Source organism: Rhodococcus sp. NPDC056960 (genome assembly GCF_042674125.1).
In the GTDB taxonomy this organism is placed as follows: domain Bacteria; phylum Actinomycetota; class Actinomycetes; order Mycobacteriales; family Mycobacteriaceae; genus Rhodococcus_F.
In genome coordinates this window covers 16,108-32,796 of record NZ_JBHURF010000032.1, presented here as the reverse complement: position 1 = coordinate 32,796, position 16,689 = coordinate 16,108, and the positions used below count along the sequence as shown (strand labels likewise).

Here is a 16,689-nt window from a genome sequence, read left to right as displayed (position 1 = left end):
GTTCGCGAGGGCGGGGAGGCACGGTGCACCGATGCGATGGGGTGCCATCTACCCGCCGGTCAGACAAGAAGTTGAGGGCCTTCGTTCGCGGTGCAGCAGTGGCGTTCAACTCCGGAGACCTATCTCCGCTCCCGGTCGGGTCTGTCGCAGACGATTCGAGAGCGTGTCGGCACGGTGATCGCGGGATCGGTGGATCGCGTCGATTGCCCTGGCGGTCGAGGTGTCCAGGACGGGGATTCCTCAGGGGAGATCGAGATCGATGTGGGTGTCACTGTATGGCAACGCCAATCTGGCACTGACTGGCGTGACCCGAATCGTAAGGCTGACAAATGTTGTGGCGCCGGCTGGTACGCCCGGTGGATTCGTTGCCTTGGCGAGGCGGAGCGCCTCGCCAAGGCAACGGTTCAGGTCCAGTGCTGTGCTGCGCGTGTTTGCAGGAGGTCTCTGAACTGGGTTGTGGTGGTGGGGAGGAGTTCGCCAGTTCCCCAGTCGACGATGACGCCGTATCGGCGGACGAGATCGAGCATGCCGAGTTCGCCGTTGCGGTAGCGTTCCGCGATGTCTTCGGGGTCGGTCGTGAGCCACTCGCGGCGCGATTGTCGAATGCTCTTGCGAAGTTGCCGGGTTTTTCCGTCATTCAGGACGTAGTGGTCGATCTCCGGATCGATCGCGTCGATGACGACTCCGTAGTCGGTGGCGGCGCGCTCGAGAGAGACGTATCCGTCGATGACGTCTTCGACTACTTCCGCGGGATCTCTGTCGAGTGGGTCGCCGTATCCGCCGCCACCCGCGGAGGGCCGTTCGAACGAGTCGCCGGACTGGATGGCGACGTTGGAGAAGACAGAGCCGAGGAACTGTTCGTCCGGTGTGCCTCGGTTGAGCCAGACGCCGTGTGGAATGGAGGGAAGCCCGCCCTCGATGCCCCATGTCAGTGATCGGGCGCGGTCGCAGCAGTACGACATCACTGTGTTGTCACAGTCTGTCAGGACGCCGCCCTTGGTCAGGCCGCATCCTCCACGGTGGGTGCCCGGACCACCGGAATCGGTGATGATGGCGTGCTCGCTGGTCAGGACCGGGGTGAGGCGTTCTTGTCCTTCGCAGGGTTGTACGGCGAGTCCGACGCCGAATACTGGGGCCGTCGCGGTTGCGCCGTCTTTGGTGCTCCGTCCACCCCATCCGCCGGCCATCCAGTCGTACCACATGAAGAATGGGTGTTGAGCGTCTCGGGCGTCGCGTCCGCCGATGAGGAGGTACTCGAGGTTGAACGAGCAGGCGATGGCCCGCTCGGGAATGATCTTCGACCACAGCTCGAAGATGGCGTTCATGATCTTCTCGTATGGCCCGGAGCAGAATCCGGTGACCGCGTGCGGCCATCCCGCGTTGACCACGGTGCCTTCCGGGCCGAGCTCTGTGGTGATGGCGTTGTAGAGACCCGAGTTGAGCGGAACGTCGGGGAAGAATGTCTTGGTTCCTGCGACTATCCCGGAAAACGCGGTGCCGTATCCGCAGTTGAGGAAGCTGGCGACCGCAGGGGCACTTCCGCTCAGGTCGTAGCTGAGTTGATCACCCTCGATGGTCAACGACACCCGGATCGGGACCAGACCTTCGGGTTTCGCGGGGTCGGAGTCCAAGTAGTCCTCGGTGGTCCACGTGCCGTCGGGTAGGGCCGCGACGCGTTGACGCACGATGCGTTCGACGTAGTCTTGGACTTCTTGCATAGCGGCGGTGACGGTTTCGCGACCGTATTTGCCGACGAGCCGGTGGAGTTCGCGTTCGCAGACTCCGGTGGCCTCCGCCTGGGCGTGCAGGTCGCCCATGCTGATCTCCGGCGACCTGGTGTTCGCGACGAGCAGTTTTGCGACGTCGGCGAGGAATCGGCCTTCGTGCCACAACCGTACCGGCGTTATGCGCAGTCCCTCGGCGAAGTGTTCGGTGGCTGTCACGTCGAACGATCCGGGTACGCTACCGCCGACGTCTGCCCAGTGGCCTTTGTTCTGCGCGAATGCAATCAGTGTGCCGTCGGCGAAGATGGGTCTGATGAAGCTGACGTCGTTGAGGTGGGTTCCTCCTCGGTATGGGTCGTTGATCGCGAAGACGTCGCCCTCGTTGATGTCGTCGCCAAATTCCTCGAGGACTGCCTTGCATTGGAAGTGCAGCGTGCCGACGTGGACGGCGATGTCCTGGCTGCCCTGCATCACGGTATTGCCGTCGGCGTCGCACAGTGCGGAGGAGAAGTCGCGCGAGTAGATGACGAATGAGTAGCAGGTGCGGAGGATCTGCTCGGACATCAGGTCGACGGAGGTGACGAAGGCGTTTTTGAGTACCTCGAATGTCACGGGGTCGAGAGTGCGGTCCAGCGTCGATGAGGTAGTCACTTGGTCTCCTGCAGGATGTTGATGCGAATGTTGGCCCACTCGTCGATCACGGCGGTCGTTCCCGGTGGTACCACGGTGGTGGAGTCGAGTTGGGAGATGATCGCGGGCCCGTCGATCTCGGTGCCGAACCGCAGGTCGTCGCGGTTGTATACCGGGGCCGAGACGCGTTGGCCGAGTTCGTCGAAGTAGACGGACCGGTGTGTGGTGACTGCTGGTGTTTCAGTGGACGGCACGCTCTCCTGGGGGAATTGAGGCTTCGGCGTGGTGCCGATTGCGCGTAGTCCGATCTGGTAGATCTCGACTGGCGTGTCGTCCCGGCGGAACGAGTAGTCCCGCTCGTGCTCTTCGTGGAAACGTTCGACAGCCTCGGTCAGAAATCCTGTACCGGTACCTGCCGAGACGGTCAACGATCGCCACTGCCCGGAGTAGCGCATGCTGATGCTTCGGTCGAGAACCATCCTGTCTGCGGGCACACCTTCGTGCTCGAGCCGCTGCAGCCCTTCACGTTCGAGCCGGACGAACTCACGCTCGAGCGCCGCCGTGTCGATGTCGGTGACGAGACCCTGGAACATCGCGGAGAGGTCGTGGCGGATGTCGACGAGGAGGCATCCCTGCGCTGATGTGATTCCAGGGTGTGGTGGTACGACGACGGTGGGGATGTTGAGTTCCTTGGCCAGGGCGGCTCCGTGCAGGGCACCTGCACCGCCGCAGACGACGAGGACGAAGTCGCGGGGGTCGTATCCGCGGCGGATCGACAGCAGTCGCACGGCGTCGGCCATGTTGGCGTTGGCGACTTGGATGATGTTGCTGGCGGCGGTGTCGGTGTCGAGTTCGAGCCGGTCGGCGATGACGCGGCGGATGGCCTTCTCCGCGGCATCGACGTCGAGGTTCAGTCCGCCGCCGATCAATGATGAGCCCAGGCGGCCGAGAGCGAGGTTGGCGTCGGTGTTGGTCGGTTCGACTCCACCCCACCCGTAGCAGGCGGGTCCAGGGTCCGCACCGGCGGAGGTTGGTCCGTTGCGCAGCGAGCCGGCTTCGTCGATCCAGGCGAGTGAACCGCCGCCTGCTCCGATGGTCAGCACTTCGATGCTCGGGAAGGAGATCGGAAAGCCGTACTCGACCTGCCATTGCTTGGTCGTCCGGATCTCGCCGTCGTAGACGAGTGAGATGTCGGTGCTGGTTCCGCCCATGTCCAGGCCGATGGCGTTGGGGTATCCACATCGATTGGCGATATCCGCGACGGCGATGGCCCCGGCTGCGATGCCGGATGCAGCCAACCGGACTGGATAGCGTTCGACCATCGCCGGCGTCATCGACCCGCCGCCGGAGTGCAGGAGCAGCAGGTCGCCGTCGTATCCGTCTGCGCGGAGTTGTTCCTCGAGCCGGTTGACGTAGCCGCTGACCAATGGGGCGAGCACGGCGTTGGCCACCGTCGTCGAGGCGCGGTCGTACTCGAAGATCTCGGGAAGGATTTCACTGGAGGTGGAGACACTGACGCCGGGGAGTTCTTCCTCGAGAATCTCCCGCATGCGCCGCTCGTGGGCTGCGTTGACGTACGAGTTCAGAAAGCAGATCGCGACGGTCTGGATCTGCTTGCGGCGCAGAAGTCGCGCAACTTCGCGCGCGTCGGCTTCGTCCAGCGGGGTGATGATCTCGCCTGCGTAGTCGATTCGTTCGGTGACCTCGTACCGGTCGCGGCGACGGATGTAGGGGGTACCCACATCGGAGTAGGCGTCCCACAGCTCGTCTTTGGTCCCGTCTCGAATTTCGAGGACGTCGCGAAATCCGCGGGTCGTGACCAGTGCTGCTTCGGGGAAGTTCCTGGTGATGAGCGCATTGGTTGCGACCGTGGTTCCGTGTGAGAACAGGGCAACGTCAGCGAGGTCGATTCCGGCGCTGCGCACACCCGCGACGACCGCCTCCATGGGGTCGTGCGGTGTCGAGGGAACCTTCGCCACGCGGGTGGTCGACGCTCGCGAGTCGAAGATGCAGACGTCGGTGAAGGTGCCGCCGACGTCGACGGCGACTCGAAGGTTTCGTTCGGGGGGTGTGATCACGGTCATACTCCTGCGTTCGGGTTCGCCAAGTATCTGCCCAGGTAAACACCCAAACAATTGGAGAAAACGAAATCTTGTGCCGCATTCTTTGGACTTGTTAACATCTCGTGGTGAGGTGTTTCGCACGTGGAAACTGAGTATTTCCGTCTGGTCGACCTGCTGCTCGAACAGGACCTCGGCTTGACTCTCGAGAGCGATGGCGACCCGAATGTTCAGCTCGTCAGCGCACACCCGATTGAGATCGAGGCGCCGTCTCGGTGGTTGGAACCCCGCACTCTGATGCTCACGACCGGGACCCGCTTCATCGGGCAGGAAAAGGCGTCCCTCGCCCAACGTCAACTTGTCCGCGAACTGGTGGATGCCGGCGTGTCTGCTCTCGGTTACGGCGTAGGGGTCGCCACCGACACCGTGCCGCGCGCCCTCGTCGACGAGGCGAACCGGCACCACTTTGCTGTGATCTCCATACCCGCCCAGGTGCGGTTCATGGACGTCGTATCCCGGGTGGCGGCAGCTGCGAAGACAACGGACTCGATGCTGCTCAGACGGACCCTGCAAATGCAGAATCATCTGCTCGAAGCAATGGCGTCTCCCGCGCCCGAAGCAGATCTTGTCGCACGCTTGGCTGCACTGCTTCGCAGCAGTGTCGTGCTCTACAGCGAGATGGGCGACGTTGTCGCATCTGCAGGCGAAGCACCCCTGCATCTGATCCGTGCCCAATTGAGAGGACGCACCGGCCGTCTACGATTCCGGGTAGGTCGATGGGCCGTCAGTGCTTACTCGATCGCACCCGGCGGTCAGAATTATTGGTTCGCCGTTGCCTCCAAACGCCATGAAGTACCCGATCCATTGGCTGCTCCCGCCGTCGAGGTCGCGCTGCGGTTGCTCAATACGATCGAGCGCTCGCGGTACCGCGCGACGACCGAGAACAGGGCCATACGAGCTGCCCTCGTGCGGACCCTCGCTTCCGGCGAGATACCCGACCTCGCCGCCGTCGTCGACAGACTGGAAATGCTGCGATTCGGCCGGCAAGCTGACCTGCGCATGGTGTCACTGACGGCATCGAAAACCTACGACGGTGGCCGATGGACACTCCGCGCGGATACCTTGCTGGACGCTCTCGAGCAGGATGTAGTGGACCTTGCCCACGACTCCCGCCTGCCGTTGCTGCTGGCGCAGGTCGACCGCGAACTGCTCGGGATCGTGCCGGCGACCAGCAGCTCGGTCGACACGTGGATCCAGAACCTCCAAGAAGGCGTGGCCTGCGGGTTCAGCGGTTCGTTCAACGACCTTCGCACTGGTCACGAACGGGTACGTGATGCCCAGTGCGCACGACGGGCAGCGACCCGGAGCGGTTCCCCGGCCAAACGGTTCGAGGATGTGGGAATCAGCGACTGGCTGCTGGCGGGCCGCGCCGATGCATCGACCTCGCGCAAAGCCGCGCATCAGTTGGCACCCCTCATCGACGACCATCCGGACCTTCTGGACTTTCTTCGTAACTACTTCGAGAACGACCTCGACGTCTCCGCGACGGCCACGCAGTGCGCCCTCCACCCGAACACGGTGCGCTACCGGATCAAGAAGATCGAGGACATCCTCCGCACATCGCTTCGCTCGCCGGCGGTAATCACAGAGATCCACCTCAGCCTTCAATGTCTCACCCCGGAATAGCGGGAGCCGTATCTCACACGAATCCTCCTGCGAGGACTAGGGAAACCCGAACGCCGGGGATCGACGCGGCGTTGCCACCGTGCCCCCTGAGAACCACGTCAGATACCCACAATTGAGAACACCGACATCCTCTGAGATCGACCGGATCCGCCTTGGGCGAGTTGACCGCTCGCCCTCACAGTTCACGAGATGACGGGACGCCAGATGCCGAAAGTCGACCACCGAACTCATCGCCCGCTCAGACATCCGCGTGACCCCACCGAACTCCCGGCGCATAGAATGACGGCGAACATGGTGGGCCGGGTACTACTCGATTCCTGGTAGGCGGGAGTGTGTCAATGTGGCGATAACTGTCCGCAGACTGACTCAACGCCGCGACCTCGGCCTCTCTGTCGTCGCAGGTCTCGAGGGCGCCGACCATGTGATCGACTGGGCCCACGCAATCGAACTCGCAGACCCGACACCGTGGCTCGCCGGTGGCGAACTGGTCATGACGACCGGACTCCAAATCGGAACAACAGCAGAGGAACAGTTCGAGTATGTCGCCGGGCTCGTACAAGCGGGTACCGTCGCGCTGGCATTCGACACCGGGACTACTTTCGATCGAGTTCCCGACGGCATCCGAAGCGCGGGAGACGAATTGGGTCTGCCGATTCTTGCGGTCCCTGCCTCGACACCGTTCATAGCCATCACCCGCGCGGTCATCGATGAACTCACGGCAGACCAAGTCCGCAGCGTTCAGCGCGTCGTTGACCAGCAGGAAAACTTCGCCCGAGCAACACTGCGTGGCGGAATTCCTGCAGTGATCTCGGCCCTCGGCCGGGCCCTGTCGTCAACCGTTGCTGTGATCGACACCGACGACCGGGTCCTGGCGGTCCACGGATCGGACTCGGCTCGTATCATTCGCCTTGCCCGCCACATGGCCGAGACGGCTCGCTCGAGGCCAGGTCGGCGCCAGACCAGCAAGGTCGTCGCCGACGACGACGGTTACTGCACGATGCAGAGCGTCGCGGCGGCCCAGGAACTACACGGCTACCTTGCAGTCAGCTCGAGTGAGCCCCTTCCACCGTCCGATCGACTCCTGGTCGCTCATGCTGTGTCGCTGGTCTCGATTGAATTGGGCAAACCTGCCAAAGTGGTTGATGCGGAGCAGCGTCTGCGTGCAGCCGTGACTCAGGCGCTACTCGGCCTGGGCGACCATCTGGATGTGAGCTTACTCAGGTACTTCGGCTTCGACGCCGACTCTCGCGTCGCCGCGATCGTGCTCACGGATGTCGGGCCCCTCCTCCCGGCCGAGCGGCAGACCGCGGCGGCACTCGCGGGGCATGCAACTCCGTACCTCATGACCTCGACAGCGAATGAGCTCACGATTATTGTTCCCGCCGAACGCTCGCCGGACTTGGGATCCCAGCTGCCGCAGCAGGTAAGCGCTCAATTGCAGCGGCCGATCGGAGGTGGCCTCGGGCTGCCCGCTCCAATCCTTTCTGCGGGGCTGAGTGTCAGGCAAGCGATCGCGGCGGCGCGAGCCGGTCGGCAACAGAAGGGTCAGGTGGTCAATTTCGCGGACCTCGGAACCTTTTCCCTCCTGCTGGGCAGCCAGAGCGCTGAGGAACTACGCACGCTGGAGCAGTCGATGCTCGGCGCGTTGGACGTGTACGACGCGACCCACCCCGCATCGAGCAGCTTGGTTGCCACGCTGACAGCGTTTTTGGAACACAATGGGCAGACGGAAGTTGCAGCGGCGACGCTGGGGGTACATCGTCACACCATGCGCAACCGCCTGCAGAAGGTGGTGGAGCTGACGGGCCGAGATATCAACTCCGCCCATGTCCGCGCCGAGCTGTGGATCGCGGTCAAAGCACGGGAGTTACTCGGCACGATGTCGGAGGCGCCGTGATTCCGACTTCGTAACGAGACCATTCCACTGGCACTCCGGCCGGGCACTGTTCGGCCTTCCTACGCCCTTTACAGTTTCATCCAGGTGCTCTTGAGAGTGGTGTACTTATCGAGTGCGTGGAGCGATTTGTCGTGGGCTCCGAAACCGGACTGCTTGTGTCCGCCGAAGGGCACGGTGATGTCGCTGCCGTCGTAATTATTGACCCACACGGTTCCTGCGCGCAGGGTTCGGGAGACCACGTGTGCGTTCGACAGGCTGGTGGTCCACACCGCGGCGGCGAGTCCGTACGGGGTGCTGTTGACGATACGGACTCCTTCGTCGAGGTCGTCGAATGTGAGAACCGACAGTACGGGCCCGAACACTTCTTCCTGGGCGATTGTCATCTCGGGGGTGACGTGGTCGAAGATGGTCGGTTCGACGTAGTAGCCACCGGATTCGATGCGTGCGCGTGTGCCGCCGGTGAGGGTGGTCGCGCCTTCGTTGGTTGCCGTCGTGATGTATGCGAGGACACGGTGCAGGTGTTTCGCCTCCACGAGCGCTCCGACGGTGGTCTGCGAATCGAGCGGGTCGCCGACCTTCATCTTGGCGGTGGCCTGCAGCAAACGCTCGATGAGTTCATCCTTGCGAGAGCGGTGTACGACGAGCCGGGAACCGGCCGAGCACACTTCGCCCTGGTTGAAGAAGATGCCGCTGGCCACGGACGCCGCGATGGTGTCGAGGTCGGTGGCATCGTCGAGGACGAGTTGGGCGCTCTTGCCTCCCAGCTCGAGGGAGACCTCCTTCAGGTTCGAGTCGGCGGATGCGCGCAGCAGTGTCCGCCCGACCGGGCCCGATCCGGTGAAGGTGATGGCGTCGATGTCGGGGTGGAGACCGAGCGCGGCACCGGCGGTCGCGCCGTATCCGGGCACGACGTTGAGGACACCGTCGGGTAGCCCGGCCTCGGTGGCGAGCTCGGCGAGCCGCAGCGCGGTCAGCGACGACGCTTCGGCGGGCTTGAGGACCACGCTGTTGCCGACCGCGAGGGCGGGGGCGAGCTTCCAGGCGGCGAGCATGAGCGGAAAGTTCCACGGCACGATCGCCGCGACCACACCGTAGGGCTCGCGTGTGATGGTCGCGAAGGTGGTGCTGTCGGTCGGCGCGACCTCGTCGTAGCGCTTGTCGATGGCCTCGGCGTAGAAGTCGAAGCACTGCACCGTCACTCGTATGTCGACGGCGAGGGCATCCCCGACGGGCTTACCCATGTCCAGGCTTTCGAGAAGTGCGAGCTCGTCGGCATGCTCCTCGATCAGCCGCGCGAGGGCCTGCAGCACCCGGCGGCGTTCACGTGGATGCTGCTTGGCCCAGCGGCCGTCCTCGAAGGCCCGACGAGCGGACTGGACGGCACGGTCGATGTCTTCTCGATCGCCTTCGGCGATGGTGGTCAGTACCCGCCCGTCGCGGGGTGAGATGCAGTCGAAGCGTCTGCCGGCGATTGCGGGGACGAAGGTGCCGTCGATGAAGACATCGGTCCGCAGCGTCAGGTTGTGCGCCGTCTCGAGGAGGCGGTCCACCTCGCGGGGCAAGGTTGCGGTCATGGTCAGTTCTCCTTCGTTCGGACGAGGTCCCGGCCGCATTCATCGCGTCGCGCCCGGGCGAGGCGGGCGCGCTCGACGGTGGCGTCGAAAAGGGCCTGTTGGTGGGCGGCGGTATCGGCGTTGTCCTCTGGGTGCCACTGCACGCCCAACATGGGAGCGTGCTCGTGTTCGAGCACTTCGATGCACCCGTCGTCGGCGCGCCCGACCACCCGTAGTCCGGCGCCGAGCCGGTCGACGGCTTGGTGATGATAGGAGGAGACCTCGACGACGCGGCTCCCCATTGCCTGTGCGACGGCGGAGCCGGGTTCCATCCAGACCTGGTGCATGCATTCGCGGTGCCAGATGTTGCTGTCCGGGAGGTGCTGGACCAGCGTGCCGCCGAGAGCGACGTTGACCACCTGCATGCCGCGGCAGATCGCGAGGAACGGCAGTCCTCGCTCGATCACTGCCCTCGCCGTGATCAGGTCGAATTCGTCCTGGATGGGATCCGATGCCTCCGTGCGGGGGTCGCGGGTAGCCCCGTAGGTGGTGGGGTCCAGATCGGCGCCGCCCGGCAGAACGATGCCGTCGAAGATTGTCAGTCGTCGGGCGATATCGCCCGGGCCGGGCGGCACGATGACAGGCTCTCCGCCGGCCCGGAAGATCGCTTCGAGGATCTTGTCGGCGGCAACGGTTCCGGAGCGTCGCAGACCGCTGATCGAGGCGGAGCGGATGCCGGGGACGGCGATCAGCGGTCGGCCCCGGCCGTCGGTCTCATTCATCGGCGGTGAGGGGGAAGGGCAGGTCCGGCATCCACCTCTTCCACTCGGTTTCGAGGGTTCCGTCGGCGATGACCTTGTTCAAGGCTGCGTCAAGGCTCGTGCGGAGGGTGTCGTTGCCCTTCGCGACCGAGACACCCCAGCGGTTCCGGGTGGCAACGGTGAAGGCCACGGCGAGGTCGGGCTGCTCCCCGAGGGGCACGATAGCGACATCATCGTCGACCACGGCGTCGATCTCTCCGTCGCGCAGTGCCTGCACCATGTCGCCGAGAACATCATCGGTGGCGCCGTCGAACGGCACAGTGGTCACCCCGTCGAAGGTCTCCGCGAGGGCGAGGTTGGTGCTGCCGACGATGGCGCCGACTCGCTTGCCCTTCAGGTGCTCCTGTGCGGTGATTCCGCTGTCCGCGAGAACGAGGACCGATTCGTCGAAGATTGCGTAGGGGCGGGTGAAGTCGACCCGGTCGGCGCGAGTGGGGGTGATGCCCTGACCGCACCAGATCGCGTCACCACGGCCGTCCTGCAGGGCAGGAACCATGTCACTCCAGGACGTGAACACCCAGCGGACGGTCGCACCGAGGACGTCGGCGACGAGTTCGGCTGCGGAGGGCTCGTAGCCGGATCGGGTACCGGCGGGGGTCGCCTTCTCGAACAGCGGCGGTGCGGGGAGGTCGACGCAGATCAGTTTCAGTTCGTTGCTCACAGGAACTCCAGGTACATGTCGCGGTCGAAGTCGGTCACGGCGCCGCAGGCGCGGGCCCATTCGTCGAATTTGAGGGCCGAGTACTGGTCGGCGAGTTCGGGGGAAAGGCTGCCGCGAATGACGGGGTTGTCGTTGAAGGCTTGTACGGCGTCCCCGAGAGTGAGCGGCAACGTCTCGTAGGTGTGGTCGCAGTAGCTGCTGCCGATCTGCGGGTCGCCGGGATCGGTGGCGTTGTCGATGCCGTCCTTGATGGCGGCGAGCAGCACGGTGTGGGAGAGGTAGGGGTTGACGCTGGCGTCGGGGATCTTGTACTCGAGACGGCCGACCGCGGAGAGTCGGACAGTGCAGGTTTTGTTGTCCATGCCCCAGTTGACAGCGGTCGGGGCGAATTGGCCGCCGTCCCAGAATCGTTTGTAGGAGTTGACGGTCGAGGCCATGATTGCTATCGATCCGGCGGCGTGGGCGAGCATCCCGCCGAGCGCGTGCTGGCCGATCTTGCTCAGGTGCAGTTCGCGGCGACCGGGTTCTTCGAAGACGTTCTCGTCTCCGTTCCACAGGCTGACGTTGTGGTGGCAGCCGTTGCCCATGGAGCCGGTGACGGGTTTGGGCATGAAGCTGGCGACGACGCCGTGTTCCTTGGCGACCTGGTGGCAGATCTGCCGGTAGGTGATCAGGCGATCGGCGGTGGCGGTGCAGCGGTCGAATTGCCAGTTCAGTTCGAGCTGTCCGGGGTCTTCGTAGTCTCCTTCGATCATGTCGAATCCGAGGGCGTGCGCGTAGGTCATGACCTTTTGGTAGATCGGGCGCATCAGTTCGAGATTCGCGGTCTGGTATGCGGCGCTGCCTCCCGGGCGGACCTTGACGTCGATGGTCGCGCCGAGCCAGCTCATTTCGGGTTCGCAGCCGCTCTTGAGTTCGAGACCGGTGTCGGCTGTGAATTGGCGGTGTGAACGGATGAGCGTGCTGCGGGTATCGGTGGCGAGGTGGTCGCCACCGATACCGGGGAGGTGGTCGGGTTCGTAGGTGGTGCAGAAGAACCGCGCGACGGTGGTGTCCCAGGGAAGCACTGCGAAGGTGTCCAGATCGGGGATGGCGGTGAACTCGGCCGCGTCGACACCACCTCCGAGGAGCTGTCCGGTGCGGTCGGTGTGCAAATCGACCATGGCGGTGCGGTGGAACTGCACACCCTTGACGAGGTTTCGGCGAAGATGCCGGGCGGGGACGACCTTGGCAACGGTTCGCCCGGTGAGGGTCACGACCTGGTAATAGATGTATTCGACTCCGGTGGAATCGATTTGCTTTTCGATGTCTGCGATACGGGCGTCCGAGGAATTGAGCTCTCGGTGCTGATCCAATGCGGTCATCGGATATCTCCTTGTGTGTGGGTAGGTCGCGGGGTCAGGAAGTGAGGACTGCGGTCCGGTAGGTTTCGATGGCTTCGCGGTACTTCCGGGCCGAGGCGGGTGTGGGTGAGATCATGACGACCCCGACAAGTTGACTTCCGCGGTAGTAGCCGACCACGGTGCCGTGCAGCGCAGACGGGTCGTCGTCGATCGGGGCCGACAGGTCACCGTCGAGGACCGAGATGTGGTCGGCATCGCCCGGTGCGCCGTATCCTTGCAGTCGTAGACCGAACTGGTCACTCCAGAACGACGGCAGCGGTGAGAACGGGGTGGTGTCCTCGTCGTCACCGTTCAGGTGGTGGATCAGCGAGACCGCGGCTCGCTTGGCGGTATCGGTAGGGATGCACCAGTGCTCGATCCGACGCGGGATGCTCCCTGCGGCGGGGTCGGGGAACCGGGCAATGTCGCCGACGGCAACGACATCGGGCCGGGATTCGACGCGCAGATGGTTGTCGCACAGGACGCCGTTGCTCAGGTCGAGGCCGTTTCCGTCGAGCCATTCGACGTTCGGGTGTGAGCCCACAGACTCGATCAGCACGTCGGCGTCGAGTCGGGTGCCGTCGGTCAGAGTCACCGCGGCCAGCCGTTCGGGATCGTCGTTGCCGGCGACCGCCTCTTCGACGGAAACCCCGGTGTGAACGTGTACGCCGGAGGCCTCGTGGACTCGCCGCAGCGCGGTGCCGAATTCCTCCCCGAGGGGCCGGATCATCGGGGCGGCCATCGGCTCGACGATGTGCACCTGGCACCCGAGTTTAGTTGCGGTGGCCGCGGTCTCGCAGCCGATGAAGCCACCGCCTACGACGATTACCCGACTTCCCGGCTGCAGCTCGGCGCGCAGGTTGATGGCGTCGTCGAGGGTGCGGATCACGTGCCGCCCGGACTTCGGGCCCGGTAGATCCAGGCGCCGCGGGCGCAGCCCCGTGGCGATGACCAGACCGTCGTAGTGGAGCACCTCACCGTCGGCGAGAGTGATCGTCTTGGCGTCGAGATCGCTGGCGGTAGCCGGGGATCCGAGTCGCCAGCGGACGTCGGCGATGCTCTTGCGCTGGCGGAAGGCGACCGAGGAATGCCAGTGGTCGAGGGTGGAATTGTGTTCGTCGCGTTCGGCGGCGAGCACGTCCTTCGACAGGGGTGGACGGTTGTAGGGCATGTGCTTTTCGTCGCCGACGATGGTCACGACTCCATCGAACTTGTTGGCGAGCAACTGTTCGGCTGCGCGGAGTCCGCCCATCGATCCGCCGACGATGACCACGTGCGAAGGCATCGGTTTCAGCTCTCGTCGAGGAAGATCGCTTGCACGGGGCAGACGTCGGCTGCTTCTTCCACCTCGTCGCGTTGGGCGTCGTCGGGGTGGTTGTCGTAGACGAGCTTGCCGTCGTCATCCATCTGGAAGACCTTGGGTGAGGCGATGGCGCACTGTCCGTGGTCCTGGCACATTCCGTAGTCGACGCGAACGTCCATTTGATTTACCTCTCTTACCGAAGCGGGGTGGTGGTGCCGGTCAACCGCGTTCGAACGCGATCGGCAGGAAAATCGGGCCGGTATTGCCGCTGAGCGGCAGCCAGGTGGCGATGCCGTCGAGGGTCGGGTTCTTCAGGCGCTGGGCAAGTAGGGGCAGAGCCTCGCTCATGTCGCTGCGGGCGACGAAGTGTCCGAGGCAATGATGCGCGCCGCCGCCGAAGCCGAAGTGCGGCGCCCGCTGAGCGGTGAGATCGAACGGCTCACCTTCGATCACTCTCGGGTCGGTTCCCGCCGACTCGGACAGCAGGTGGATAGTGGTGCCGGCCGTGATCTGGAGACCCTGGTACTCGAAGTCCTCGAGGGCTTCGCGTGTCACCCACGTGACGGTCGGGTTGACGCGCATGACCTCTTCGACCGCGGCTTTGCCCAGCTCGGGGCGTGCGGCGAGGAGCCTCCACTGGTCGGGGTAGTTCATGAACGTCTGCAGGGCGAGGCCCAGCTGGTTGCGGGTGGTGTCCATTCCGCCGAAAATCAGCAGGACCAGCGACACGCGCAGCTCGTCGTGGCTGAGATGTTCTCCGTCACGTTCGGCGAGGACGAGTCGGCTGACGAAGTCGTCTCCGGGGTTCGTGCGCCTGTCGGCGATCAGTTCGTCGGCGTATTCGTAGAGTCCGGCGAGGGCTGCCTCGACCTTGGCGAGGTCCTGCTTCAGCGTGACTCCCAGGGCCAACCCGATGTCGTTGGACCAGGCGGCGATCTTCTTCCATTCGCTCTCGGGAATGCCGAGCATGATCGCGATGACGCGGGCGGCGTAGGGTTCGGCGAACTCGGAGGCGAAATCGCAGCGGCCGCGGTCGTAGAATTCGTCGATCAACTCGTTCGCGAGGGCCTGGAACCGGGGTACCAGGCCGCCGATGAGCCTGGGTGAGAACGCGGGGTTCATCAGTCGGCGCAATCGATGGTGGTCGTCGCCTTCGAGGTTGAGCAGCGCGCTCGTCCACCAGTGCGCGAAGGGGCCTTCGTGGACTCCGTTGTGTGCAGGCCACGCCCAGCTGCCCTGCCGCAGACGCCGATCCTTCATCAGTTTGCTGACCTCGTCGTAGCGCAGCACGGCGAGTCCATAGCTGGTGTGGGCGAACCAGCTGGCCTCGCGGGCCTGGCGGACTGCATCGGACTGCACTGAGAAGGTGGGGTCGGCGAGGTTCAGAAACGGTGCGTCGGTCAGTTGATCAGTGGGCATCGGTTGCTCCTGCGGGTTCGGGCAGCGCTTCGGTAGAAGCGGTGTGGATGTGGCTGGGGCGTTGGGGGATCGCGTCCCCGAAGGGGGCGGTTCCGTTGCTGTGGGATCGGGCGATGCCCATGTAGAGCAGGCCGGATCCGATGACCGCGGCGCACAGAAGGGCGACGATGTAGTTGTCGTACCAGGCGGCGTCGGGGGTGCGTGGCCAGCTGATGTTGATGATTGCGGCGACACCGTAGACCAGGGCACCGATGTTGACCGGCATCGCCCATTTGCCGAGCTGGTATTTCCCGGTCGGGATCCAGCCCTTGATGCGGGCCCGCAGCGCGGCGAAGACCACCATCTGGAAGGCGATGTAGATGCCGATGGCGCCGAAGCTGATCAGCTTGGTCAGGGCGTCGGCGGACACGGCCGATCCGATGATCAGGATTCCGGGGACGACGGCGGCGAACAGCAGTGCATACGGCGGGACGGCGCGGTGGTGGTCGAACTTCGACCAGAGTCGGCTGCCGGCGATCATGCCGTCGCGGGCGTAGGAGTAGATCAGCCGGCTGGCGGCTGCCTGCAAGCTCAGCGCGCAGGAGACGAAGGAGATCAGCACGACGACGATGACGATCTTCGAGCCCACCGGGCCGAACGCGTCGGAGAGGATGGTTGCGACCGGATCCGGGTCCTCGCCGCTGATCACGGCGCCGAAGTCGACGACGGACAGGATCAGGCTCAGGCACACGAAGGTGGCTGCGGCGCCGCCGATGTAGATGGTGCGGCGCATGGACTTCGGGATCTGGATGCCGGGGTTCTTGACTTCCTCGGCGACGTCGCCGCAGGCCTCGAAGCCGTAGTACTGGAAGACACCGATCAGGCTGGCGGCGAGGAACGCGTACAGGAAGCTGTGCGAGCCCTGCGCCCCGAAGCTGTCGAAGAGAACTCCCAGTCCGTGGTGGCGTTGGGTGAACAGCAGCCAGATTCCGACCACGAGTGCGCCGAGCAGCTCGGCACCGAAGCCGAAGATCGCGGCGTAGCCCAGGACCTTGGTTCCGCCGAAGTTGATGGTGGTCGCCAGGATCAGCACCGCGAGGGCGCAGATGATGGTGGTGGTCACCGAGGGGGTGAACCCGATGACGGTGGCCACGAACGGACCCGCGCCGTAGGCGACGCCGGCGATGGTGGCGAGTAGGGCGAACAGGTACACCCAGCCTGTCATCCAGGCCCATTTTCGGCCCCAGAGGCGGCGCGCCCAGGGGTACACGCCGCCGGCGACCGGGAACTGTGCGACGACCTCGCTGAAGACCAGTGCTACGAGGAACTGGCCGATACCGGCGATCAGCAGGCTCCAGATCATGGGAGGTCCGGCGGCGACCAGCGCGATCGCGAACACGGTGTAGATGCCGACGACGGGCGACAGGTAGGTGAAGCCGAGGGAGAAGTTCGCCCACAGGCTCATGTCTCGTTTGAACTCGGATTCGAAGCCGAGAGCGGCGAGTTGGGCGTCGTCGTCGGAAAAGGCGTCGTCTGGACGCTGAGGAGGTTTGTGGGGCACGGGACTCGTTCCT

At 64.5% G+C, this 16,689-nt stretch carries 12 protein-coding genes; 2 read left to right on the top strand and 10 right to left on the bottom strand.

The features are described 5' to 3' along the window. Positions 1–404: 404 nt before the first annotated feature. Positions 405–2,375: a hydantoinase B/oxoprolinase family protein gene (locus tag ACFTWF_RS37025; RefSeq protein WP_378466049.1), complete on the bottom strand. Its 1,971-nt coding sequence runs from the start codon at positions 2,373–2,375 to the stop codon at positions 405–407. Continuing rightward, positions 2,372–4,438, bottom strand: a complete 2,067-nt coding sequence (locus tag ACFTWF_RS37020) for a hydantoinase/oxoprolinase family protein (RefSeq protein WP_378466048.1) — start codon at positions 4,436–4,438, stop codon at positions 2,372–2,374. Before ACFTWF_RS37020 ends, ACFTWF_RS37025 begins: the two co-directional genes overlap by 4 nt. 120 nt (positions 4,439–4,558) lie before the next feature. On the opposite strand from ACFTWF_RS37020, the gene ACFTWF_RS37015 reads away from it, so the two are divergent. Further along, the gene (locus ACFTWF_RS37015; RefSeq protein WP_378466047.1) at positions 4,559–6,100 is read left to right on the top strand and encodes a PucR family transcriptional regulator; all 1,542 of its coding nucleotides are present in this window, start codon (positions 4,559–4,561) and stop codon (positions 6,098–6,100) included. A gap of 340 nt (positions 6,101–6,440) precedes the next feature. Then, on the top strand, positions 6,441–7,997 hold the full coding sequence (locus tag ACFTWF_RS37010; RefSeq protein ID WP_378466046.1) for a PucR family transcriptional regulator: 1,557 nt from the start codon (positions 6,441–6,443) through the stop codon (positions 7,995–7,997). Between the two features lie 68 nt (positions 7,998–8,065). On the opposite strand, the gene ACFTWF_RS37005 is transcribed toward ACFTWF_RS37010, so the two are convergent. Genes ACFTWF_RS37005 through ACFTWF_RS36970 form a run of 8 tightly spaced genes read right to left on the bottom strand, consistent with a single transcriptional unit; the run spans position 8,066 to position 16,676 of the window. Then, positions 8,066–9,571 (bottom strand): aldehyde dehydrogenase, encoded by a 1,506-nt coding sequence (locus ACFTWF_RS37005; protein WP_378466045.1) that lies wholly within the window; start codon positions 9,569–9,571, stop codon positions 8,066–8,068. A gap of 2 nt (positions 9,572–9,573) precedes the next feature. Then, entirely contained in the window at positions 9,574–10,332 is a 759-nt protein-coding gene (locus tag ACFTWF_RS37000; protein WP_378466044.1) for a gamma-glutamyl-gamma-aminobutyrate hydrolase family protein, read from the bottom strand. After that, positions 10,325–11,032, bottom strand: a complete 708-nt coding sequence (locus ACFTWF_RS36995; protein WP_378466043.1) for an ABC transporter substrate-binding protein — start codon at positions 11,030–11,032, stop codon at positions 10,325–10,327. The genes ACFTWF_RS37000 and ACFTWF_RS36995 overlap by 8 nt, the downstream gene beginning before the upstream one ends. Beyond that, positions 11,029–12,396 carry a glutamine synthetase family protein gene (locus ACFTWF_RS36990; protein WP_378466042.1) on the bottom strand — a complete coding sequence of 456 codons (1,368 nt, stop codon included), beginning with the start codon at positions 12,394–12,396 and terminating at the stop codon, positions 11,029–11,031. The genes ACFTWF_RS36995 and ACFTWF_RS36990 overlap by 4 nt, the downstream gene beginning before the upstream one ends. A 34-nt stretch (positions 12,397–12,430) precedes the next feature. Next, positions 12,431–13,699 (bottom strand): NAD(P)/FAD-dependent oxidoreductase, encoded by a 1,269-nt coding sequence (locus tag ACFTWF_RS36985; protein WP_378466041.1) that lies wholly within the window; start codon positions 13,697–13,699, stop codon positions 12,431–12,433. Between the two features lie 5 nt (positions 13,700–13,704). Then, entirely contained in the window at positions 13,705–13,896 is a 192-nt protein-coding gene (locus tag ACFTWF_RS36980; RefSeq protein WP_378466040.1) for a ferredoxin, read from the bottom strand. A 40-nt stretch (positions 13,897–13,936) separates the two neighbouring features. Beyond that, the gene (locus tag ACFTWF_RS36975) at positions 13,937–15,136 is read right to left on the bottom strand and encodes a cytochrome P450 (RefSeq protein ID WP_378466039.1); all 1,200 of its coding nucleotides are present in this window, start codon (positions 15,134–15,136) and stop codon (positions 13,937–13,939) included. Further along, positions 15,126–16,676, bottom strand: a complete 1,551-nt coding sequence (locus ACFTWF_RS36970; protein WP_378466038.1) for an APC family permease — start codon at positions 16,674–16,676, stop codon at positions 15,126–15,128. Before ACFTWF_RS36970 ends, ACFTWF_RS36975 begins: the two co-directional genes overlap by 11 nt. Positions 16,677–16,689: the final 13 nt, after the last annotated feature.

What these genes read in the sequence shown, in the direction of transcription:
- ACFTWF_RS37020 (WP_378466048.1), bottom strand. Translation starts at nt 4,438, where the DNA reads ATGACCGTGATCACACCCCCCGAACGAAACCTTCGAGTCGCCGTCGAC.
- ACFTWF_RS37000 (WP_378466044.1), bottom strand. Translation starts at nt 10,332, where the DNA reads ATGAATGAGACCGACGGCCGGGGCCGACCGCTGATCGCCGTCCCCGGC.
- ACFTWF_RS36975 (WP_378466039.1), bottom strand. Translation starts at nt 15,136, where the DNA reads ATGCCCACTGATCAACTGACCGACGCACCGTTTCTGAACCTCGCCGAC.
- ACFTWF_RS36980 (WP_378466040.1), bottom strand. Translation starts at nt 13,896, where the DNA reads ATGGACGTTCGCGTCGACTACGGAATGTGCCAGGACCACGGACAGTGC.
- ACFTWF_RS37005 (WP_378466045.1), bottom strand. Translation starts at nt 9,571, where the DNA reads ATGACCGCAACCTTGCCCCGCGAGGTGGACCGCCTCCTCGAGACGGCG.
- ACFTWF_RS36985 (WP_378466041.1), bottom strand. Translation starts at nt 13,699, where the DNA reads ATGCCTTCGCACGTGGTCATCGTCGGCGGATCGATGGGCGGACTCCGC.
- ACFTWF_RS36990 (WP_378466042.1), bottom strand. Translation starts at nt 12,396, where the DNA reads ATGACCGCATTGGATCAGCACCGAGAGCTCAATTCCTCGGACGCCCGT.